We start from the raw sequence: 22,822 nt of genomic DNA on the forward strand, positions 1-22,822 counted from the left end.
GCGGATGAGCCCGGCGCGACACTTACTCGTGCGTACCCGCACTTAACAGGGACCAGTTTAATGGCTCCGCCGCAATATGCGATGTGGCGCGGCGTGCCGGGTGGGTCAGAGTCGACCGCTCCCCGAGTCCGCCGCTCCCACTCCGTTCGGCGGACCACTTCCGCCCCCGCGACGTGCGTCCTGCGGAGTTTCTAAGCGAACAGCCCACTTTCAGGTGAATAGCCCCTGTTTGAAACAGTGCTATTCGCCTTTGAGTGGGCCGAAGCCGAACCCGCTGACGCCCGCGCCGAAACTGCGGGTGCACGCGCCGTACAGTGGACGCCCGTGCCGTGAATGCGCGACTGCCCGGAACCAAGAGGCCCCGGGCAGTCGCGGTGGCGCGATGCGCTGTGTTCAGCAGATCAGCGCGAGTAGAACTCGACGACGAGCTGAACGTCACAGGTGATCGGCACCTCTTCGCGCTTCGGGGTGCGCAGCAGAGTTGCCTGCAGGCCCTCGAGGTTCACGTTGAGGTATCCCGGCGTTGCGGGCAGAACGTCCTTGTGACCACCGGCGGCGGCGACCTGGAACGGATCCATCGAAGCCGAACGCTCGTGCACCTGGATGGTCTGGCCTTCCTTCACGCGGAAGGAGGGACGGTCCACGCGCTGTCCGTCGACCGTGATGTGACGGTGGACGACGAACTGACGGGCCTGGGCCATGGTGCGGGCGAATCCCGAACGCAGGACGAGGGCGTCGAGACGCGATTCGAGGAGCTCGACCATTGTCTCACCGGTCAGACCGGGCAGACGGTTGGCTTCCTTGTAGGTCTTGAGCATCTGGGCCTCACGGATGCCGTACTGCGCGCGCAGACGCTGCTTCTCCTTGAGGCGGACCGAGTAGTCGCTGTCGTTGCGACGACGGGCGCGACCGTGCTCACCTGGAGGGTACGGGCGACGCTCGAAGTACTTCTCGGCCTTGGGTGTCAGAGCAATGCCGAGGGCGCGCGAGAGGCGCGTCATACGGCGATTACGTGCTGGTGCTGGCACTGTATTACCTTTCATCAATGTGTTCTGCCGCGGCGGGCCTCTGCGGTTCTCGCCCCGAACGCGACTGTTGTTTCCCCGGATGGGAAAGAGGGATTGAGCGTCGAGATCCGCTCGCACCGACCGCCTTTAGGGTGCAGGCACAACAGCTGTCCATCTTAGCGGGTGCACACCGCCCGTCGCAAAGCCGATCGGCGGCCTCGCCGCTGTGATCTTGCCGACTGAGGCGAACCGTCCGCCCCTGCCGGCCGACCGATCCGCAAGTACCGCTGTCACTGCCGGCAGCCCGCTGTCACTTCCGACAGTCGTCTTCGTGGCTGTCGATCGCGGCATCGGCCACGGCCGCTCCTGACCCGCTGTAGATGTTGATCACCGCGTGGACCCCGGCACGGGCGAAGTGCTCGGCCTGATCGGGGCGTTGGACGACCGCGGCGATGGTCCCAGGGAAGCCGGCGATGCGCAGCTGTTCAAGAGCGAAGGTGTTCGAGTCGTGCAGGGCCATGGCGAGAACGACGGTGTGGGCGCTGCCCCCGACGACGAGGCGGTGCCAGAATTCGTGGTCGGTGGCGTCGCCTTCGAGCACTGTGAACTCGTCGGCGTGCAGGGCTTCGATGACTGTGTGGTCGTTGTCGATGCCGATGACGCTGCGGTCGCCGCGTTCGACGAAGCGCTCGTAGGCTCCGCGACCGATGCGGCCCATGCCGAGGACGACGACCTCCGCATCTCCGGTGTCGAGCGGCCGATCGTTCGCCCGCAGCCGGCTCTCGTTCTCGTCCGGCAGAATCGCGTCGAGCTTCGCGACGATCTGGAGGCTGTAGGCGTTCGCCAGGGAGGAGCCGATCATCCCCAACGCCACGGCGAGGGCGGTGATGGTCAGCCAGTTGTCCTCGAAGAGTCCGTTGTCGACTCCGACGGCGACGACGATGAGTGCGAATTCGGAGAAGTTGCTCAGGGCCAGGCTGGTGCGCACGCTGGTGCGGTTGCGCAGGCCGAAGAGGCGACCCATGAGGTAGAAGCTCGCGAAGTTGAACGGCAGGAGGACGACGCACAGGGCCAGCGCCATGAGCAGATCCGACCAGGTGGGGACCGCTTGGAGCCCGATGACGACGAAGAACCCGACGAGGAAGAGCTCTTTGACGCTGAACAGCGACTTCGACATCTCCACGGCTCGCGGGTGGGTGGAGAAGAGAAGTCCGAGCACCAGGGCTCCGAGGTCGCCGTGGATGCCGACTGATTCGAAGGCGACATAGCCGGGCCCCAAGGCCATGACGACGCCGAAGAGGACGAGCAGCTCACCGCGTCCGACGCGGTCGAGAAGCCGTCGCAGCACCCAGACCACGGGAACGATCAGGACGAGCGCGAACGCCCAGGGGCTCGGCGGCTCTTCGCCTGCGATCGTGATGAAGGCGACCGCAGCGAGGTCCTGGAGGACGAGGATCGCAATCGCGATCTGCCCGTAGTAGGACCCGTCGTCGGAACGGTCTTCGAGCACTTTGACCACGAGCACCGTGGAGGAGAACGAGAGGGCGAAGCCGAGCAGCGCCAAGGTGCCCAGTCCCCCGCCGACGCTGACGATGCCGATGGCTGCGGCAGCTCCGATCGTCCCGGCACCGAGGAGGACCACCGTGATCATGTGCAGCGCAGCGGTGCCATGGGCTTCGGGTTGGAGCAGGGAGCGCAGATCGAATTTCAGTCCGATCGTGAACAGCAGCAGGACGACTCCGATGTCCGAAACCTGCTGCAGTCCCGCGAAGGCGGTGAAGCCGAAGACGTGCAGGAGGAATCCGGCCGCGAGGAATCCGACGAGCGGCGGAATGCGCAGCTCATGGGCGATGAGTCCCAGCGCCAGCGCGGCGGCGATCGTGATGACGATATCTGCCACGTCGCGCCTCCTCAGTCTCGGACCACGCCGATTGCCCAGCGGCGGCAACTCGCAGTCAGTTTCCAAACTATCGTGCCAGAGGCCCAAAGTGGTAGGGCTAGGTTTCGACCATGGAAGATCCACCGTGGAAGGTCAACTCTTGACTCCAAGCGGCATGTCTACGACCGATTCGTTCGGTTCAGCTAGAACGACGGACATGACCCTGCACACCTGCGAACGGATTCGGTACGAGTTCAACGGATCCCTCTCCTGCGGGGTCGGACTGCTCAGCAACACAAACGCGGGTCGACTGCGCCTGACCCGGCAGTACAGACACTTGCTTGGTCGCCGGATCTTCGATCCTTCCGAGTGGTGCGGCCGAACGGTGCGAGGATCCGATCGTCGCGAGACGGGGAAGAGTTCGGATTCCGTCCTCTCCACCTCGAGCACAGGTACAGCTTCGGCCAGGATCTTAGATGCGGGACCTGTCAGGATGCCCCTCTTTCTGCCAGCGGGTGAGAATCGGTGCAGGGGTGACCGATGTTTCGCAGGAGGTTGCCCACAGCGTGGAGATGTCGATTGCAGAATTCGATGAGCTGAACGCCTGCGGTGAGATGACCGATCCCGGTTGTGTCATCGGAAACCTCATCGCCGCGAAGAGAATCCTGCTTCCGCCGATCGGTCAGGTCCTGATTCCGCGGCCGCGAAACCGGATTCGAAAGCACGAATGACAGCCTGCGTGCGATCCCGTACGTTGAGTTTGAGCAGGACACTGCTGACTTGAGACTTCACGGTGTCCACAGTGACGTGAAGACGTTCCGCGATCTCCGCATTGTTAAGACCGGCAGCCACTTGTTTAAGAACAACTTGTTCACGCGGTGTGAGCTCCGCCTCGATTTCACCCGAACTTCGCTTCGGCGGTGAGCCGTGGTCAGCAACGATCCTGGCAAGCGAATCAGGAAACACGACGCTCTCTCCTGCGGACGCTATGGAGATCGCATCCGCGATTCTGGCGATCGGCCACCGTTTGAGGAGGAAACCCCGGGCGCCGAGAGCCATCGCCTGGTAGACGTAGTCATCCGAGTCGAATGTGGTGAGCACAAGGATCGCGCCTGAGAACGACCTGTCATCGGTCAGTTCCTTCGTTGCGCTCAGTCCGTCTCTTCCGGGCATTCGGACGTCCATGAGAACAACGTCAGGGCGAAGTTGTCGCGCTGCGGTGACTGCTGTCTCACCGTCTTCAGCTTCGCCGACGATTCGAAGGTGCGGAAATTGGCTCAGGGCCCCAGAGAGACCTGACCGAATGAGAGGCTCGTCGTCGACGATGAGCAGATCGATCATGCAGGGACTTCCTCAAGGTGAGGAAGTCTTACGTCCAGCACAAACCACCCCGCAACGACGTGAGCCGAAGATGATCCGCCGAGCAGAAGCGCGCGAGCCTCGATACCTTGCAATCCCTTGCCGACACCACTATCGGTTCCTCCATCTACCGGGTTCTCAGCGACGAGTCGAAGCCCATCGGCGCTGTTCTCTATTCTCAGGCGAAGTTCATGCGGACGCGCGTACCGCATAGCGTTGGTCAGTGCCTCCTGGACGATTCGGTAAAGAACAGGCAGACGGTCCTCGGCAACGTCGAGATTGAGCGGTATCGCCGCGTCGACGACGAGACCGGCATTGCGGACCTCATCGATCAGATCACCGATGCTGCGCAGATCCTTCACCTGAGTGCTGCTGCGAGGCTCTCCAGTGCGGAGGACTCTCAGGACATCGTCAAGGTCTGCCTGAGCTCGCTGACACACAGACAGAACGGTTGACAATGCATCCTTTGCGTCTCCTGCGTCGACATCGATTCTGGCGCGGCCGCGCTCGGCCTGCAGACTCGCAATCGTCAATGCGTGACCAACTGAGTCATGGATGTCACGGGCTAGCTCGTTCTGAATCGCCAGTCTATTGCGATCGGCTTCGCTCTCTGCGAGTTTGTCCTCGAGACTCCTGCCGAGGACCCGTGTAGCCAGAAAAGCACATCCGATGAAGAAAACGACGGAATAGGATATGGCACCGGCGAAGACGACGAACAGAAGCACTCGAAATGGAGAGTCGAGAACTGTCCCCATGAGCAGTTCTACAGCCGTTGAAGTCGCCCATTTCCCAGAGAATGCGTCTTTGAGTCGCCATGAGAGCTCTCCGATAGCCACCGGAATTAGGCACACCGCTATCACCGTGGACGTCCCAGCAAGGAGGTGAAGGCCCGCAAAGATCGCGCTGTTTCGGTAGGCACCGTCTTCATCAACATCGGTGCCTAGCAGCTCAGATGCCAGCGATTTCTCGCCTCTGTGAATCACCGGCAGGAAGCACAGGGCCACACTGGCAATCAACCCGACGACGCCGATTACGGTCAACGCAGGATCGTCCACGAAGAAGTATGTAAAGACCACGAATAGCACTGGCAAGCCTGCTATGGCGGCCGGAATGACGAAGAGAATCCTCTGGAGAAGAGTCATAAAGCGATTCATGGTCCAATCTTCTCCTCGCCGGGCTTCTCGGGCATCCCACCCGAGAGTGAAATCATCCGCGTCCGAGAATCGCTCTGAGGTTCTCGAGCCTCTCAGCCATGCTGCGTTCCATTCCGTTGCCCGTCGGAGAGTAGTAGCGCTTGCCTCGCAGCGACTCCGGCAGGTACTCCTGATCGGCGACCCCGTGCGGATAGTCGTGCGAGTATTTGTAGCCCTCACCGTGGCCGAGCTCTTTCGCCCCCGGATAGTGGGCGTCGCGCAGATGCATCGGCACTTCTCCGGCAAGTCCGTTCTTCACATCGGCGATCGCGGCGTCCAGGGCGCGGTAGCTCGCGTTCGACTTCGGGGCCAGCGCGAGGTAGGTGACCGCCTCGGCGAGGGGGATCCGTCCTTCGGGCATGCCGATGTTGGCAACCGCGGTCGAGGCGGCCACGGCGATCGGCAGCGCCTGCGGGTCGGCCATGCCGATGTCCTCGGCTGCGGAGATGACGACGCGACGGGCGATGAAGCGCGGGTCCTCACCGGCGACGATCATCCGCGCGAGATAATGCAGGGCCGCGTCGACATCGGATCCGCGGATGGATTTGATGAACGCGGAGACCACGTCGTAGTGCTGGTCGCCGTTCTTGTCGTAGCGCAGAACGGTTTCGCTGCTCGCCTCGGCGCAGGCCGATTCGGTGATCGCGATCGGTTCGTCGCCCTCCTCCTCCGACTGCGCGGCGGCGATTCCGGCGGCAGCTTCGAGGACGGTCAGTGATCGGCGTGCGTCGGCGCCGGCGATGCGGACGATGAAGTTCCGGGCCTCCTCGGTGAGGGTGAACTGTCCGGCCAAGCCGCGATCGGATTCGACGGCACGGTCGAGCAGATTGCCGACCGCCTCGTCGTCGAGCGGACGCAGCGTGAGCATGAGCGACCGCGACAGCAGGGGTGAGATGACGGAGAACGACGGGTTCTCCGTGGTGGCGGCCACGAGCACGACGAGCCGGTTCTCCACCGCTGGCAGCAGGGCATCCTGCTGGGCCTTCGAGAACCGGTGGATCTCGTCGAGGAAGAGAACGGTGGTCCGTCCGTACATCTCCCGTTCGCGGCGGGCGCTCTCGATCACCTGGCGCACGTCCTTGACGCCCGCGGTGATGGCGGAGAGCTCGACGAAGGTACGGCCCGGGGCATGGGAGATGACATGGGCCAGCGTGGTCTTTCCGACTCCGGGCGGACCCCACAGGATCACCGAGGATGCTCCCGCCCGGTCTCCCCCGCTGGCTTCGACGAGTTGGTTGAGCGGGGATCCGGGGAAGGTCAGGTGCTCCTGACCGACGACTTCCTCCAGGGTCCGGGGACGCATCCGCACCGCAAGCGGGTCCAGGGCCCTGCCCGAGGAGGTCCGGGAGGAACCGGCGAAGCCCGGACCAGGGGAATCCTGGTCCGGGCCGTCGGAGAACAGATTGGGTTCGTGGCTCATCAGGCCTCGGAGTCGTCGTCTTCCGGTTCGTAGTCAACTCCGGCCTCGGCGCGCTGGGCGTCGGTGATCGGGGCCGGTGCCTGGGTCAGCGGATCGAATCCGCCGCCGGACTTCGGGAAGGCGATGACCTCACGGATCGAGTCGACGCCGGCCAGCAGGGACACGATGCGATCCCAGCCGAAGGCGATGCCGCCGTGCGGGGGTGCTCCGAACTTGAAGGCTTCGAGGAGGAAGCCGAACTTCTCCTCGGCCTCTTCGGCGGAGATGCCCATGATCTCGAACACCCGTTCCTGGACGTCCTTGCGGTGGATGCGGATCGAGCCGCCGCCGATCTCGTTGCCGTTGCACACGATGTCGTAGGCATAGGCCAGAGCGGCGCCCGGGTCTTCTTCGAGGGTGTCGAGGAATTCGGGCTTCGGAGCGGTGAAGGCGTGGTGGACGGCTGTCCACTGTCCGCCGCCGACGGCGACGTCTCCGGCGGCTTGCGCTTCGGCGGCCGATTCGAACAGAGGCGCGTCGACGACCCACACGAAGGCCCAGTCTCCGTCCTTGATGAGACCCGTGCGTTCGGCGATCTCATTGCGGGCGGCACCGAGAAGGGCACGCATGCTGCGATCACCTGCGGCGAAGAAGATCGCATCGCCCGGCTGCGCACCGGCCGCCTCGGCGAGTCCCGCCTTCTCCTCATCGGAGATGTTCTTGGCCACCGGACCGGACAGGGTTCCGTCTTCGCCGATGAGCACATAGGCCAGGCCCTTCGCCCCGCGCTGCTTGGCCCAGTCCTGCCAGCCGTCGAGCTGACGACGCGGCAGCGAGCCGCCGCCGGGGTAGACGACGGAGCCGACATAGGGCGACTGGAAGACGCGGAACGGGGTGTCGGCGAAGAACTCGGTGAGGTTGTGCAGCTCGAGGCCGAAGCGCAGGTCCGGTTTGTCCGAACCGTACTTCTCCATCGCCTCGTGGTAGGTGATGTGCGGGATCGGCGTGGTGATGTCGTAGCCGATGAGCTTCCACAGTGCGGTGAGGATCTCTTCGGCCAGTGCGATGATGTCCTCCTGCTCGACGAAGGAGGCTTCGATGTCGAGCTGGGTGAACTCGGGCTGGCGGTCGGCGCGGAAGTCCTCGTCGCGGTAGCAGCGGGCGATCTGGTAGTAGCGTTCCATGCCGGCGACCTGAAGCAGCTGCTTGAACAGCTGCGGCGACTGCGGCAGGGCGTACCAGGAGCCGGGCTTGAGGCGGGCCGGGACGAGGAAGTCGCGGGCACCTTCCGGAGTCGACTTCGTCAGGGTCGGAGTCTCGACCTCGACGAAGCTGTGGGCGTCGAGGACCGACCGTGCGGCCTTGTTGACATCGGAGCGCAGACGGATCGTCTTTGCCGGGCCCGAACGGCGCAGGTCGAGGTAGCGGTAGCGCAGACGGGTCTCCTCGCCCACGGCGCCGGAGTCCTCGGCGTGGTCGGAGACCTGGAACGGCAGGGCCGCTGCTTCGGAGAGCACCTCGACGGCGGTGTCGATGATCTCGATCTCACCGGTGGGCAGGTTCGGGTTCGTATTGCCCTCGGGGCGCACCGAGACGGTGCCGGTGGCCTTGACGACGGTTTCGTTGCGCAGCTGGTGGGCATCGTCCTCACGGACGACGACCTGCACGATTCCCGAAGCGTCGCGCAGATCGATGAAGGCCACACCTCCGTGATCGCGACGACGATCGACCCACCCGGTGAGGGTGACGGTTTCTCCTGCGTTCGCGGCTCGCAGGCTTCCGGCTTCGTGGCTTCGCAGCACCTAGGGCTCCTTTGTGATGTTGTGGTCTAGCGCCTGAACAATGATAGTCGCCCCGCGCTCAGCTCCGATACACGCGGGGCCAGAGGTCGTCTTCCGCGGGCGTCCACGTGTCCGGGTCGGCCGTGGTCTGCTCTCCCGAGCGGATGTCCTTGACCTCGTGGCCGGACTCACCGTCGGTGAACCAGACGAACGGGATGTCGCGGCGTTCCGCGTAGCGGATCTGCTTGCCGAACTTCGCAGCGTTCGGCGAGACTTCGCACGGGATGTCCCGGGACCTCAGCGTCGCGGCCACGGCGTCGGCGTCAGCCCGTCGGGCCTCCTCGGTGACGGCGATGACGACGGCCGAGGGGGTACCGCGGGTGGCACGGATCTCCGAGGTCTCGCCGAGGATGAACGCCATGAGGCGGGAGACGCCGATGGACATGCCTACCCCGGGATAGTTCTTCTTGCCCACGGTGACCAGCGAGTCGTAGCGACCGCCGGAGGATACGGAACCGAGTTCTTCGTGGCCGATCAGCTGGGTCTCGTAGACCGCGCCCGTGTAGTAGTCGAGGCCGCGGGCGATCTTGAGCTGGGCGACGACGACTCCGGGCGCGCGTTCGGCTGCGGCTCGCAGCAGAGTCGTCAGCGATTCGAGTCCGGCTTCGAGCAGGGGGTGGTCGACGCCGAGGGCGCGCACCTCGTCGGCGAAGTCCGGGGAGTCGGATTCGATGGCGGCCAGCTCCAGGCACAGGCGCTGCTGCTCCTCATCGGCGTCGGCTTCGGCGGCCAGCAGCTTCGCCACTTCGGCGGGGCCGATCTTGTCGTATTTGTCGAGGCAGCGCAGCACGGCTTGGATGTTCGTCAGCCCGATTCCGCGGGCGAAGCCCTCGAGCAGCCTGCGGTCGTTGACGACGATCTTGATTCCGGGTACGCCGAGCGGGGCGAGCCGGGAGAATGCATCGGCCACGGCCAGAGGGATCTCGACCTCGAAGTGTCCGGGCAGCTCCCCATCGGCGATGACGTCGATATCGGCCTGGATGAACTCACGGTAGCGACCGGCCTGCGGCCGTTCGCCGCGCCAGACAGGCTGGACGCGAGCGGCCTTGAACGGGAAGCTCAGTTCGTTCGCATTGTCGGCGATATAGCGGGCCAGGGGCACCGTGAGGTCGAAGTGGAGTCCCAGCGGGTTGCGTTCGGCACCCTCGGAGTGGAGGCGGGAGACGGCGAAGATCTCCTTGTCGATCTCGCCGTCCTTGGCCAACTGGCTGATCGGTTCGACGGCGCGGTGGTTGAGTGCGGAGAACCCGTGCAGGGCGAAGGTGTGTTCGAGGGTGTCGATGATGGTCTTCTCGATCACGCGTTCGGCCGGGAGTCGTTCCGGGAATCCGGACAGACGGGCTGACTTCGCCATGGTGCTCCTTGCTTTCGGTGCGGTTGCGGTGCCGTGCGGCGCCGTTGAATCGTGTCGTGTCTGTATCGGGTGGGGTCTGAATAGTGTGGTGTCGTCCGGGACTGCGCGAACGCCTCGGGCAGGAAGACCCGAGACTTCGGTCGCTCAGTCCTCAGAAGAACGGATTCGTCGCGAGCTCCGTGCTCACCCGAGAGCCAGGGCCGTGTCCAGGATAGATCGGCACGTCCGGCAGTGTCGCGAATGCCCGCAGGGATTCGGACATCGCCTGGGGGTCTCCCCCGGGCAGGTCGACGCGGCCGATGGCTCCGGCGAAGACGACGTCACCGGTGAAGATGACTTCCTCGTCCCCGTCCTTCACTCGCAGCAGCATGGAACCTTCCGTATGCCCGGGTGCGGAGACTGCCGTGATGGTGAGTCCGGCGATCTCGAAGCTCTGCCCGTCATTGATGTCAATGGCTGCCGGGGCGTTCCAGTCTGCGACGAGCGGCGCCAGCATTGCCGCGAACTGCGGGTTGAGCGTCGTGGCCGGTGAATCCAGGCGGTAACGGTCGGCGGCACCGAGGTGGACGGGCACGTTCCAGCGGGCGAGCACGTTGGTCAGGCCCAGAATATGGTCGGGGTGGCCGTGGGTGAGGAAGATCGCCTGAGGTTCTAGTCCCTCTTCGCTGAGCAGCTTCTCGAGGCCTGGGGCGCAGTCGTATCCGGAGTCGATGAGAATGCAGTCGCTGGAGCCGTCTGCGCGCACGGCATAGCAGTTGACGTCGAGGAATTCGGCGTTGGTCGAGAACACATCCATGTGCAAAGTCTATCTACACGCTCGCCGATGGTTATGCTGGGATAACGTCTATCCCACAATCGAGTGATCGGCGGGTGGAATGACCTGCCGGTTCGACCGATGGAAACAAGGTGAGAACCATGTCGACCCCGACACCGAAGCCGACCCCCCGTCCGTCGTCGCTGCCGCGTCCGCAGGCGGCACAGGTGGTCAATGCCAGCCATATCGACCACGACGCCGAGGTGGCTCGCGCGGTGACTCATGGTCGTGCCGATTCGGACGGCAATGTGTTCGTCACCACTCCGGAGGGCGAGCGTGCCGTCGGGCAGTACCCGGACGCCACTCCCGAGGAGGCTCTCGAGTACTTCGCGAAGAAGTACGTCGAACTCGCCGAGAGCGCGGTCCTGCTGCGTAATCGTCTCTCCGCCGGCGCTCCCGGCCGTGAGGTCGTGTCTGCGGCGAAGACGCTGCAGGAATCACTGCCGGAAGCCAACGTCGTCGGAGATCTCAAAGGGCTGAGCGCCACTCTCGACACCCTCATCTCCGATGCCGAGGCCACGGAGTCCCGTCAGGCGGCCCGGGCGCAGGCCGCGAAACTCGCCGCTGCCGAGGATCGTGAGGCTCTCGTCGTCGAGGCCGAGACCCTGGCCAAACAGGATCCATCGAAGATCCAGTGGAAGCAGTCGGGCGCGCGTCTGCGTGAGCTCTTCGCCCAGTGGAAGGACATGCAGCGCAGCGGACCCCGTCTGCCGCGTGCCGTCGATCAGGAGCTCTGGGGCAGGTTCTCGCAGGCTCGGAACACCTTCGAACACAAGCGCAAAGAGTTCTTCGCCGAGCTCGACAAGGTCAATGCCGAGGGCAAGCGGATCAAGGAGAAGATCGTCGCCGAGGCGGAGTCGCTGTCGGCCTCGACCGATTTCCGCACCGTGTCGCAGAAGTACAAGGACCTGATGAGCCAGTGGAAGCGCGCCCCGCGTGCTTCGCGCAAGGACGATGATGCGCTGTGGGCACGGTTCCGTGCAGCACAGGACGTGTTCTTCTCCGCCCGTGATGCGGAGAATGCCGCTCTGGACGAGGAGTTCAAGGGAAACCTCGTCGTCAAGGTAGAGCTGCTGAAGAAGGCTCAGGCGCTGCTGCCGATCACCGACCCGGTGGCAGCCAAGCGCGAGCTGCGCACCATCCAGGACCAGTGGGAGGAAGCCGGCAAGGTCCCTCGCGCCGATGTCTCGCGGATGGAGAACGGTCTGCGCGATGTCGAACGCGCGCTCGCCGATGCCGAGGAAGCCGCGTGGCAGCGCAGCAACCCGGAGACGAAGGCCCGCACCTCGGGTGCGCTGAGTCAGCTCGACGAGTCGATCGTCGACCTCGAGAAGAAGCTCGAGGCTGCGAAGGCCGGGGGCGATGAGAAGTCCGTCGCCGAGGCGCAGGAAGCTCTCGACGCTCGCCGCGCCTGGCGGGATCAGCTCGCCCAGACAGCCGCAGAACTCGACTGAGGCCGCAGTGCTCGGCTGAGGCCGCAGCGCTCGTCCACAGCTTCTGACGTTCGAGTCAGCACCTGTCCACAGGCGCTCTCCGAAGTCTTGTCAACGCCTCCACATCCGACGATAGTTCGGGTATGGAGGCGTTGTTTCATCTGCGGGACTTCGGGTACGAGCAGCTCACCGAGCTCACCCTCGACGGTCTGCTCATCCGACTGACCGAATCGACCTGGGTGCGCAAGGGTGCGATCCTCTCCCCCGCTGAGCGGATGGCCGCCCTGCATTCGCTCATCCCGCCCGGACTCGCGCTCTCCCACGACAGCGCTTGGTGGGTGCACCGCGGACTCGGCCGGGCTCCCGCTCCGCTGAGCTTCATCACGCTGCCCAGGCGCCGGTGGATCGCCGATGACGGTTTCGACGTCCACGAGACGAATCTGGTGCAAGATGATTGGTGCCTCATCGACGGGCTGCCGATCACCACGGAGGAACGCACGCTCTACGATCTACTCTTCCCGCACTTCCGGAACTGGACCGCGGAGTCGCCGCGGGCGCTCAAGGGCATCATTGCGGAGATTCCCAGCGGTCTTCGCCACCGTCTCCGGGACTACCTCACCGAGGTGGCCCGTCGACCGTTCGTCGCTCAGATGCGCGCGGCGCTGGACAGAGAGGATCAGCCGCCGGAGATGCGGTAGACGTCGAAGACGCCTTCGACCTTGCGCACGGCCGAGAGCACAGTGTCGAGATGGCTGGCGTCACTCATCTCGAAGACGAACTTCGATTGCGCCACGCGGGCCCGGGAGGTGCCGACCGACGCCGACAGGATGTTCACATGGGTCTCGGTGAGCACCTTGGTGATATCGGAGAGCAGACCGGCACGGTCGAGGGCCTCGACCTGGATCTGGACGAGGTAGATTCCGCTCGTCTTCTCGCCCCACGAGACCTCGACCATGCGTTCGGGTTCACGTTTGAGTGAGGTGACGTTCGGGCAGTCGACGCGATGCACGGAGACTCCCGAACCGCGGGTGACGAAACCGAGGATCTCGTCTCCCGGCACCGGGGTGCAGCAGCGAGCCAGTTTGACGAGCACATCGTCGACGCCTTTGACGATGACGCCTTCGGACGAGGAATGGTGCCCTGAGGACTGTCCCGTGCGGTTGCGAGGCTCCGGTGGCAGCACGACCGACTCGTCGTCCTCCCCGACTTCCTTGGCCAGCAGATCGACGACGTGCTGAGCCGAAGACACGCCGTTGCCGATCGCGGCATAGAGGGCGCTGACATCGGGCAGACGCATCTCCGTGGCGACGACTTGGAGAGCTTCCTGGCTCATCAGCGAAGCGGCGGAGATCGTATGGCGGCGCATCGCCCGGGCGAGCTGTTCGCGACCGTTCTCGATCGCCTCTTCGCGGCGCTCTTTCGAGAACCACTGCCGGATCTTGCTGCGGGCACGTGGACTCTTGACGAAGCCGAGCCAGTCGCGGCTGGGGCCGGCGTTCTCGTCCTTCGAGGTGAAGACCTCGACGGAGTCCCCGTTCTTCAGCTCCGTGTCCAAAGCGACGAGGCGACCGTTGACGCGGGCGCCCATCGTCTTGTGCCCGACCTCGGTGTGCACTGCGTAGGCGAAGTCGATGGGGGTGGCTCCCGACGGCAGGCTCATCACCTCGCCCTTGGGCGTGAAGACGTAGACTTCCTTCGAGTTCACCTCGTAGCGGAGGCTGTCGAGGAATTCGTCGGGGTCGGAGACCTCTCGCTGCCAGTCCAGCAGCTGTCGCAGCCAGGCGGCGTCGTCGACCTCACCGGCGTCGGAGACCTTCACCGAACGCGCGGTGTTCGAGGTCACGGCCTTCGACGACTTGTTGAGATCCTTGTACTTCCAGTGAGCGGCGACGCCGAATTCTGCACGGCGATCCATCTCGTGGGTCCGGATCTGGATTTCGACGGGCTTGCCGGCCGGCCCGATCACCGTGGTGTGCAGGCTCTGGTACATGTTGTACTTCGGCATCGCGATATAGTCCTTGAACCGTCCGGGAACAGGATTCCAGCGGGCGTGGACGATGCCGAGGGTGGCGTAGCATTCGCGTACGGATTCGACGAGGACGCGGACTCCGACGAGATCGTAGATGTCGGCGAACTCGTGTCCGCGCACGACCATCTTCTGATAGATCGAATAGTAGTGCTTGGGGCGCCCCGTGATGGAGGCGTCTATTCCGGATTCCTTGAGTTCGCCCTGGAGCTCCTCGGAGACCGTGGCCAGATACTTCTCACGCTCGGGAGCCCGATCCGCGACGAGTCGGACCACTTCGTCGTAGACCTTGGGATGGAGGACCTGGAAGGACAGGTCTTCGAGCTCCCATTTGATCGTGTTCATGCCCAGCCGGTGTGCCAGCGGAGCGAAGATGTCGAGGGTCTCGCGAGCCTTCTTCGTGCTTGACGAGGCGGGCACGAAGCGCCAGGTGCGCGCATTGTGCAGGCGGTCTGCGAGCTTGATGACGAGGACGCGGATGTCCTTGGCCATCGCGACGATCATCTTGCGCACGGTCTCGGACTGCGCGGCCTGCCCGTACGTGAGCTTGTCGAGCTTCGTCACCCCGTCGACCATGGCCGCGACTTCGGAGCCGAATTCCTCGGTGAGTTCGTCGAGCGAGTACGAGGTGTCTTCGACGGTGTCGTGCAGCAGAGCGGCGGCGAGCGTGACCGGCAGCATGCCGATCTCCGCAAGGATCGTCGCCACCGCGATGGGGTGGGTGATATAGGCATCACCGGACTTGCGAGTCTGCCCTCGGTGGGCCTCCTCAGCGACCTTGTAGGCCCGGACGACGAGGTCGATGTCCGCCTTCGGATGGTTCGACTGCAGGGCCCGGATCATCGGGCCGAGCACTCGAGGGTAGCCAGGGTTGTTCTGTGCCCTGGCCGCCCACCAGGCTAAGCGGGAGATGCCTCGCGGACGGCGCGAATCAGCGGACGAAGCCACAACATCTCCTCTCTCGGGAATCAGACTTCGGCGTGTGTCACCGGTGGGACGTCTGCTCCCCCATCCTTCAAGCGTAGTTCACGCACGGCCTCCTCCTGTGCCTTGACCGCCGGTTCATTTGCACGGAGGAGGGCGTAGAGGGGGCTCGCGACGAACAGCGTCGAAGCGGCTGCCACTATAGTACCGATGAACAGGGACAGTGAGATGTCGACCAGTGTTCCCGCGCCGAGCAGGAACACACCGATGAAGAGGATCGAGGCGATCGGGAGCACCGACACCACTGAGGTGTTGATCGAGCGCACGGTCGTCTGATTCACACCGAGGTTGACGAGTTCGGAGAACTTGAGATTCCGCTTCTCCTCGAATCTCGTCGTGTTCTCTCGGATCTTGTCGAAGACCACCACCGTGTCATAGAGCGAGAAGCTGAGCACGGTGAGGAAGCCGATGATGGCCTCCGGGGTGACTTCGAAGCCGGTGGCCGAGTAGATGCCCATCGTCACGATCATCACGACGAAGAGGCCGACGATCGCCGCGAGCGACATCTTCCACGTGCGGAAGTACAGGGCCATGACGACGAGGGCGATGGCCACGAAGATGACGAGTGCGCGGATCATCTTCGACGTCACGTCCTGACCCCATTCGGGTCCGACGAACGTCGAGGTGACGTCTTCGACCTTCACGTCGTAGCCGGAGACGAGAGCGTCTCGGACTTCCTGCATCTGCGGGTCGGTGAGCTGGTTCGTCTCGATCTGGACGGCCGTGTCGCTGGTCGGCGTCAGGCGCGGCTCAGAACCGGAGACGACATCGTTGATGATGCCTTCCCCCTTGGCGGCCGAGGTGTCGCTGACATGGTCGACCTGGAACTGCGAACCGCCCTTGAAGGCGATGCCGAAGTTGAAGCCGAAGATGAGCGGGACGAGCAGGGACAGGAGGACGAGGACTCCGGAGATGGCCAGCCACAGCTTCGCCTTGCCGACGAAGGGGATCGATGATTCGCCGCTGTGCAGGCGGTTGCCCCAGGCAAAGAACCGTTTCATTTGTCAGCCTCCTTGCCGTCGTCAGCCGTCGAGTCTGCGACGGCATCGTCTTCCTCGGCCCGTCGGGCCGCGGCCTTCCGCTCGGCGATGGTCATTCCGCCCGTCGCAGCAGCGGACTTCGCCGCTTTCGTGCTCTTCGACTTCGTGGCCTTCGACTTCGTGGTCGTGAACCTGCCGGTCGCGGCCTTGTCCGTCTCGGACGTCGTCGTGGTCTCCCCCGACTCGGACGCAGCTGCTGCAGCAGTCGTATCGGAGCTGTCGTCTGTGCTCATCCCGGCCTTGCGCATCCGTGCCTTCTCGCGCCGCTTGGCTTCGGGAGTCTTGTCCTTGTCGTCGATGGACAGGTTGAGCGCTCCGCGGTAGGCGGCGGGTTTGACTCCGAGCAGACGCGGATCCATTCCGGACATCGGGTGGCCCTCGCCGAAGAACTTCGTGCGGGCCAGGAACTGCAGCATCGGGTGGGTGAACAGGAAGACGATGAGCACGTCGATGATCACGGTCAGGCCCAGGGTGAAGGCGAAGCCTCGCACCGAGCCGACGGCCAGGATGTAGAGAATGACCGCGGCGAGCATGTTCACTGCCTTCGAGGCGTAGATCGTGCGCTTGGCACGGTCCCAGCCGACCTCGACCGCGGAGAGCAGATTGCGACCGCTGCGCAGTTCGTCTCGGACACGTTCGAAGTAGACGATGAACGAGTCCGCCGCCATGCCGATTCCGATGATGATACCGGCGACACCGGCCAGGGACAGTCGGTAGCCGTATCTCCACGATGCCAAAAGCAGCAGCAGGTAGGTGAGCACACCGGCGACGACGAGGCTCGAGACGGTGACGAGGCCGAGCACCCGGTACTGCAGCAGCGAATAGACGACGACGAGGAGGAGTCCGACCAGGCCGGTGAGCAGACCGATCTTGAGGTAGTTCGAACCCAGGGTCGGTGAGATCTGGTCCTCGCTCTGGACCTGGAAGCTCAGCGGCAGCGAGCCGTTCTTGAGCTGGTTGGCCAGAGTCTGTGCCTCGTCGAGGGAGAAGTCGCCGGTGATCTGGGCGTTGCCGTCGTTGATCACCGCGTTCGAAGACGGAGCCGACAGCACGAGACCGTCGAGTTCGATCGCGAACTGGTTGTAGGGCTGCTGTTTGCCGGTGATGTCCGAGGTGATCTGCTTGAAGATCTCACGACCGGTGGAGTCGAAGGAGAGGTTGACGGCAGGGTTGTTGGTCTGCACGCCATTGGCTCCTGCGGCATAGCCGGCACTGGCATCGGCGAGGTGATCGCCGGAGAGTTCGACAGGCCCGAGGATGTACTTCGCCTGTCCGTCTTCGGAGCACGAGACGACCGGTTCGTCCGAGGGCTGCTGTTGGCCGCCCGTCCGGTTCTTCTTGTTCGTGCAGTCGAGCTCGGTGTACTCCTTGATGATCTTGTCGGACTGCCATTCGGAGGCGTCCTTCTCCGGATCGAAGAGGGGCCGCGGCGTCGAGTCGGTGACCTTCGTGCTGTCGCTCGATCCGCTGCCTTCTCCGGACTTCTCCGCGTCCTTGCTCTCCGACTCCGAAGACTTCGTCTCCTCGGAGGACTCGGCCGTCTTCTTCGTCTCGCCGCCGGCATTGACGACATCGCCGCCGCCGGACGGGGCCTGGTCCTCGCTCTGTCCATCGCCCTGCGAGTCGGCGCCGGTGAGGTCCTCGAGGCGTTTGCGCTCTTCGTCGCTCAGCCCGTCATCGCCACCCGATTCCTCGCCGCTCTTCTCCTGCTCCTTCTGGATCTGTTCCTGTGAACGCGGGTCACCGACCAGCGCCACACGACGGAAGACCAGCTGAGCAGACGAGCGGACGAGGTTTCGGGTCTCCTCGTCGGGGTTGCCCGGCAGATTCACGACGATGTTGCGGTCGCCCTGCGTCGTGATCTCGGCTTCGGAGACACCGGTCGAGTCGACGCGCTGGCGGATGATCGCCACGGCCTGATCGAGCTGCTCCTTGCTGATGTCCGTGCCCTTGGACACCTGCGGTTCCAGAATGATCGACGTTCCACCCTCGAGGTCGAGCGCGAGCTTCGGAGTCGTCGTGGCATTCGACCAGATGACACCGCCGGCGATGATTGCGGCCAGCACCAGAGTGATGATGGTCAGCCACAGGAAGCGCAAACCAGGGCGTGGTTTTTCTTCGATATCGGACACGTTTCAGCTTTCAGTCGGGAGAAGAGTGCGAGAACGGATCAGTTCTTCTTGTCGGAATCCGAATCAGTCGGGTCCGCGGACTCCGCAGCGGCGGAGTCGGCATCGGTCTCAGCGGCGGCCTCGGCGTCGACGTCCTCGGTCTTCGCAGCGGACTCATCGGCGATGACGTCATCGGATGCGTCGTCCGGGGTGTCTTTCTCGGCGCGTTTGCGTTCGTTCATGGCGTCGAGCTCGGCGTCGGTGATGGCCGGCTTCTCGTCTGCGTCGACATCGGCATCGGCGGCGGGGGCGGCGGCGTCGGGAGCGTCGACGGGCGCTGCGGCCTGGTTGTTCTCGATCTGACCGATGGCCTGGCGGTGGACGCGCAGAACCGTGCCGGGACCCGACTCGATGGTCACCTGGTTGTTCTCTTCGTCGATGGAGAGCACGGTGCCGAAGACACCGAAGGTCGTCATCACGGTCGCGCCGGGCACGAGGCCCGATTTGATCTGCTCCGCACGCGCCTTCTGCTTACGCCGAGAATTGAACAGGAAAAAGATCAGCAGCGCGGCAAGCGCAAGAGGGATCAGCAAATCCACAGATATCAGCCTTTCATATGAATGAATCAGTGAACCAGCTTAGTTCGTCCTCACCTCTCATAGCGAACTCAAAGGCACGGTCAGAACTCATAGTTTGCTGGGATCTGCATTTTCAGGTGCTTCCAGGCCGCCGTGGTGGCCACACGTCCACGTGGGGTGCGACTGATCAGGCCCTCTCGGACGAGGTAGGGCTCGGACACGGTTTCGACTGTATCCGCTTCTTCGCCGACGGAGACGGCGAGGGTTCCCAATCCCACCGGGCCTCCGCCGAAGCGCTTGCACAGAACCTGCAGAACCGACCGGTCGAGGCGGTCGAGACCGAGCTCGTCGACCTCGTAGACGCGCAGGGCATTGGTGGCGGCCTCCTCGTCGATGATTCCGCTCCCCCGCACCTGGGCCCAGTCGCGGACGCGGCGCAGCAGGCGGTTTGCGATTCGCGGGGTTCCACGGGAACGTGTGGAGATCTCTTCGAGCCCGGCGAGTTCGGCATCGATGCCGAGCATCCTGGCCGAACGCTTGAGAACCGTGAGCAGATCGGCGCTCGAATAGAAGTCGAGCAGGGCGGTGAAGCCGAAGCGGTCACGCAGCGGCGCGGGCAGCAGACCGGATCGGGTGGTCGCCCCGACGAGGGTGAATTGCGGGAGGTCGAGCGGGATGGCGGTGGCACCTGGTCCTTTGCCGACGATGACGTCGACTCTGAAGTCCTCCATCGCCACGTACAGCATCTCCTCGGCGGCCCGGGCCATGCGGTGGATCTCGTCGATGAAGAGGACTTCACCTTCTTCGAGGGAGGACAGGATGGCTGCGAGGTCACCGGCGTGCTGGACGGCCGGGCCGGACGTCACTCGCAGGCTCGAGTTCATCTCGTGGGCGATGATCATCGCCAGCGTGGTCTTGCCGAGCCCGGGAGGACCGGAGAGCAGCACATGGTCGGGTGCCTTCTGTCTGGCCTTCGCCGCGTCGAGGACGAGGGAGAGCTGCTCACGCACCTGCGGCTGGCCGATGAAGTCGGCCAGGCCCTTCGGACGCAGCGCCGCCTCGGCATCGCGTTCGGCCGTCTCGGCACGACCGGAGACGAGTCTCTCCTGTTCGGCTCCGGTCAGGTCCTGATCACCGAAGTCCACCTCATAGGAGTCGGGGTCGAACGAGCCTGTCATCTCTTCGCACCCAGGACCTTCAGAGCGGCCTTGAGGACCACGGAGGGGCCGGCTTCAGCACCGGTCTCCTTGACGACGTCGGCGACGACGTCCTCGGCCTGCGCTTCCTTCCACCCGAGTCCCACAAGGGCGTCGACGACCTGCTGGTTGCCGCCGCCGAAGGACAGAGTGGGTCCGGGAGAGGCAGCGGTGAGCTTCGGCAGTTTGTTCTCCAGCTCGAGGATGATGCGCGAGGCGCCCTTCTTCCCGATTCCGGGGACACGGGTGAGCGCGTTGGCATCCTGATTCGTGATCGCGGCGGCAAGTTCGTCAGGTCCCATCACCGAGAGGATCGCCATCGCCAGACGCGGACCGATTCCGGAGATCGACAGCAGCACCTCGAAGGTGTGGTTCTCGTCCTCGGTGCCGAAGCCATAGAGGGTCATCGAGTCTTCGCGCACCACGAGGCTGGTGACCAGTTCGATCTCGGCGCCGTGCCGAGTCCCGGCCAAAGTGTCAGGGGTGACGTGGACCTTCCGGCCGACACCTTGGGTGAGAACGACGAGGTGGTCAGCTGCGATCCGATGCACCGTACCGCTGAGGAAACTGATCACGGACAGCCTTTCTTAGGGGAACACGTGTACGAATCCAGGTTAGCAGGCACCCGCTCCCCCATGCTCACTTGGCGCGCCGCATGGCCTCGGCCCACTGCTGCTGGGCCTTCGTCAGTCCGCTGCCCTGCCTCCCGCCGGCCTTGCGCTCGGTCAGATCCTTATTTGCCCCCGGCGTCGATTGGGCCGACAGCGCACCACGCCAGGAATGGCAGATCGCGATCGCCAGGGCGTCGGCGGCGTCGGCGGGCTTCGGCGGTGCGTCGAGACCGAGGATCCGCGTCACCATCGAGGTGACCTGCTTCTTGTCCGCACGGCCCGAACCGGTGATCGCGGCTTTGACCTCTGATGGGGTGTGCATGGCCACTGGCAGGCCGCGTCGGGCCGCCAGTCCCATGGTCAGTCCCGATGCCTGGGCGGTGCCCATGATCGTGGACACATCGTTGCGGGCGAAGACGCGCTCGATGGCCACGACATCGGGACGGTACGTGTCCAGCCAGCTGTCGAACGCCTCGGCGATGGCACCGAGACGGAGGTCGACGGAATCGGCCGAAGGAGTCCGCAGGACGTCGACGGCGACCATCTTCGCCTTCCGGGCGGGCAGGGTGTCGATGACACCGAGCCCGCACCGGGTCAGGCCGGGATCAACACCGAGGATGCGCATCAGGCATCGAGTTCGGCGAGGACCTCATCGCTGACATCGGCGTTCGAGTAGACGTTCTGCACCTCGTCGCTGTCTTCGAGCGCATCGATGAGGGAGAAGACCTTGCTTGCGGTCTCTGCGTCGAGGCTGACCTCGAGTTCGGGCACGAAAGAGGCCTCGGCCGAGTCGTAGTCGATTCCGGCGTCGACGAGGGCCGTACGCACGGCCACGAGGTCGGTGGCCTCGCAGATGATCTCGAACTTCTCGCCGACTTCCTTGACCTCTTCGGCTCCGGCGTCCATGGTCGCCAGCAGAATGGCCTCTTCGTCGGTCTCCTCAGCGCCCACGGTGATGACGCCCTTGCGGTTGAAGTTGTACGTCACCGAACCGGGATCGGCCATCGAACCGCCGTTGCGGGTCACGGCCACGCGCACCTCGGAGGCGGCGCGGTTGCGGTTGTCGGTGAGACATTCGATGAGCAGTGCCACACCGCCGGCGGCGTAGCCTTCGTACATGATCGTCTCGTAGTTGACTCCGGAGCCGTCGAGACCGCCGCCGCGCTTGACCGCACGGGTGATGTTGTCCGCGGGAACCGAGTTCTTCTTCGCCTTCTGGATCGCATCGAACAGCGTCGGGTTGCCGTCGGGGTCGGGTCCACCGTTGCGTGCGGCCACCTCGATGTTCTTGATCAGCTTGGCAAAGAGCTTGCCGCGCTTGGCATCGATGGCAGCCTTCTTGTGTTTAGTCGTTGCCCATTTGGAATGACCTGACACTGGTGTTCCTTCCTGTAGTTACAGCCTCTCAAGTCTATACGCTGACCGCGCCGACTCGTGCAGACTTCCCGTTCGCGATTCCGTGCGGACTCCCACCGGACCGCACTGCGGACCTGCACAGGACCGCGATCGTGAGCTCAGTCGATGACAAGCGGCACGTCGGGAACGGACCCGGCGGTGGCCAGGTCGATGAGGCCGAGGAGGTTCTTCGGGTAGATCGTCTCCGTCGTGGCCAGGAGCTCCTCCCGGGTCCACCAGCGGAATTCGAGCAGGCTGCGCTTCTCGATGTCCGTCCAGACCGCGTCTTCGAGCTCGATGTCCTCGCTGGTGCGGAATGCGAAGTAGGTTTCGACCTGGCGCAGCGACTTCTCCGTGAATTCGAAGACCTCGTCGCGCGTGGCCAAGGGACCGATGAGTTCGTGAGGTTCGCATTCGATCCCGGTCTCCTCGGCCAGTTCCCGGGCCGCCGTCTGCGCTGCCGACTCGCCGAGTTCGGAACCGCCTCCGCAGGTCATCCACCATTGGTGGCTGGGGGTCAGCAGATCCTGGGCACGGATCAGGAGAACCTCGTCGCGCTCATTGAGTAATACGACCCGTGAGGCTTTACGAGGTTTCATGTT

General features: G+C 64.2%; 19 protein-coding genes. 2 read left to right on the top strand and 17 right to left on the bottom strand.

Going from position 1 to position 22,822, the window contains the following annotated elements:
- Positions 1-401 precede the first annotated feature (401 nt).
- The 8 genes from rpsD to HIM68_RS03915 form a co-directional block, all read right to left on the bottom strand.
- A complete protein-coding gene (gene rpsD, locus HIM68_RS03880; RefSeq protein WP_101553457.1) occupies positions 402-1,001 on the bottom strand; it encodes a 30S ribosomal protein S4 in 600 nt (199 codons plus the stop codon).
- 316 nt (positions 1,002-1,317) lie between these two features.
- Entirely contained in the window at positions 1,318-2,907 is a 1,590-nt protein-coding gene (locus HIM68_RS03885) for a cation:proton antiporter (RefSeq protein WP_172169721.1), read from the bottom strand.
- 624 nt (positions 2,908-3,531) lie between these two features.
- Complete coding sequence (locus tag HIM68_RS03890) at positions 3,532-4,227, bottom strand: response regulator transcription factor (protein ID WP_172169724.1); 696 nt, start codon at positions 4,225-4,227, stop codon at positions 3,532-3,534.
- Positions 4,224-5,387, bottom strand: a complete 1,164-nt coding sequence (locus HIM68_RS03895) for a sensor histidine kinase (RefSeq protein WP_172169727.1) — start codon at positions 5,385-5,387, stop codon at positions 4,224-4,226. The genes HIM68_RS03890 and HIM68_RS03895 overlap by 4 nt, the downstream gene beginning before the upstream one ends.
- A 64-nt stretch (positions 5,388-5,451) precedes the next feature.
- Entirely contained in the window at positions 5,452-6,858 is a 1,407-nt protein-coding gene (locus HIM68_RS03900; RefSeq protein WP_172169730.1) for a replication-associated recombination protein A, read from the bottom strand.
- Positions 6,858-8,639, bottom strand: coding sequence for an aspartate--tRNA ligase (gene aspS / locus HIM68_RS03905; RefSeq protein ID WP_172169733.1), 1,782 nt, complete (start codon positions 8,637-8,639; stop codon positions 6,858-6,860). Before aspS ends, HIM68_RS03900 begins: the two co-directional genes overlap by 1 nt.
- A 58-nt stretch (positions 8,640-8,697) precedes the next feature.
- Positions 8,698-10,032, bottom strand: a complete 1,335-nt coding sequence (hisS, locus tag HIM68_RS03910) for a histidine--tRNA ligase (RefSeq protein ID WP_139467347.1) — start codon at positions 10,030-10,032, stop codon at positions 8,698-8,700.
- 151 nt (positions 10,033-10,183) lie between these two features.
- The gene (locus HIM68_RS03915) at positions 10,184-10,828 is read right to left on the bottom strand and encodes an MBL fold metallo-hydrolase (protein ID WP_139467348.1); all 645 of its coding nucleotides are present in this window, start codon (positions 10,826-10,828) and stop codon (positions 10,184-10,186) included.
- A 119-nt stretch (positions 10,829-10,947) separates the two neighbouring features.
- Between HIM68_RS03915 and HIM68_RS03920 the strand changes: the two genes are divergently transcribed.
- Positions 10,948-12,300 carry a DUF349 domain-containing protein gene (locus HIM68_RS03920; protein WP_172169736.1) on the top strand — a complete coding sequence of 451 codons (1,353 nt, stop codon included), beginning with the start codon at positions 10,948-10,950 and terminating at the stop codon, positions 12,298-12,300.
- A gap of 122 nt (positions 12,301-12,422) precedes the next feature.
- Positions 12,423-12,977 (top strand): hypothetical protein, encoded by a 555-nt coding sequence (locus tag HIM68_RS03925; RefSeq protein WP_139908126.1) that lies wholly within the window; start codon positions 12,423-12,425, stop codon positions 12,975-12,977.
- On the opposite strand, the gene HIM68_RS03930 is transcribed toward HIM68_RS03925, so the two are convergent.
- The 9 genes from HIM68_RS03930 to HIM68_RS03970 all read right to left on the bottom strand — a co-directional run bounded on the left by HIM68_RS03930 (position 12,956) and on the right by HIM68_RS03970 (position 22,819).
- Complete coding sequence (locus HIM68_RS03930; protein ID WP_139467351.1) at positions 12,956-15,253, bottom strand: bifunctional (p)ppGpp synthetase/guanosine-3',5'-bis(diphosphate) 3'-pyrophosphohydrolase; 2,298 nt, start codon at positions 15,251-15,253, stop codon at positions 12,956-12,958. The genes HIM68_RS03925 and HIM68_RS03930 overlap by 22 nt on opposite strands.
- A 20-nt stretch (positions 15,254-15,273) precedes the next feature.
- Entirely contained in the window at positions 15,274-16,290 is a 1,017-nt protein-coding gene (gene secF / locus HIM68_RS03935) for a protein translocase subunit SecF (RefSeq protein WP_139908127.1), read from the bottom strand.
- Positions 16,287-18,461 (bottom strand): protein translocase subunit SecD, encoded by a 2,175-nt coding sequence (gene secD, locus HIM68_RS03940; protein ID WP_367647420.1) that lies wholly within the window; start codon positions 18,459-18,461, stop codon positions 16,287-16,289. Before secD ends, secF begins: the two co-directional genes overlap by 4 nt.
- A 38-nt stretch (positions 18,462-18,499) precedes the next feature.
- Positions 18,500-19,039: a preprotein translocase subunit YajC gene (gene yajC / locus HIM68_RS03945; protein WP_367647421.1), complete on the bottom strand. Its 540-nt coding sequence runs from the start codon at positions 19,037-19,039 to the stop codon at positions 18,500-18,502.
- An 80-nt stretch (positions 19,040-19,119) separates the two neighbouring features.
- Positions 19,120-20,196, bottom strand: a complete 1,077-nt coding sequence (gene ruvB, locus HIM68_RS03950) for a Holliday junction branch migration DNA helicase RuvB (RefSeq protein WP_139467353.1) — start codon at positions 20,194-20,196, stop codon at positions 19,120-19,122.
- Positions 20,193-20,789, bottom strand: a complete 597-nt coding sequence (gene ruvA / locus HIM68_RS03955; protein ID WP_172169739.1) for a Holliday junction branch migration protein RuvA — start codon at positions 20,787-20,789, stop codon at positions 20,193-20,195. Before ruvA ends, ruvB begins: the two co-directional genes overlap by 4 nt.
- A 64-nt stretch (positions 20,790-20,853) precedes the next feature.
- A complete protein-coding gene (gene ruvC, locus HIM68_RS03960) occupies positions 20,854-21,450 on the bottom strand; it encodes a crossover junction endodeoxyribonuclease RuvC (RefSeq protein ID WP_139908129.1) in 597 nt (198 codons plus the stop codon).
- Positions 21,450-22,202, bottom strand: a complete 753-nt coding sequence (locus HIM68_RS03965; protein WP_139467356.1) for a YebC/PmpR family DNA-binding transcriptional regulator — start codon at positions 22,200-22,202, stop codon at positions 21,450-21,452. The genes ruvC and HIM68_RS03965 overlap by 1 nt, the downstream gene beginning before the upstream one ends.
- Before the next feature lie 137 nt (positions 22,203-22,339).
- Positions 22,340-22,819 carry an NUDIX hydrolase gene (locus tag HIM68_RS03970; RefSeq protein WP_062242804.1) on the bottom strand — a complete coding sequence of 160 codons (480 nt, stop codon included), beginning with the start codon at positions 22,817-22,819 and terminating at the stop codon, positions 22,340-22,342.
- Positions 22,820-22,822 lie beyond the last annotated feature (3 nt).

The sequence above is a fragment of the Brevibacterium sp. CT2-23B genome (genome assembly GCF_013168765.1).
Lineage (GTDB): Bacteria > Actinomycetota > Actinomycetes > Actinomycetales > Brevibacteriaceae > Brevibacterium > Brevibacterium sediminis.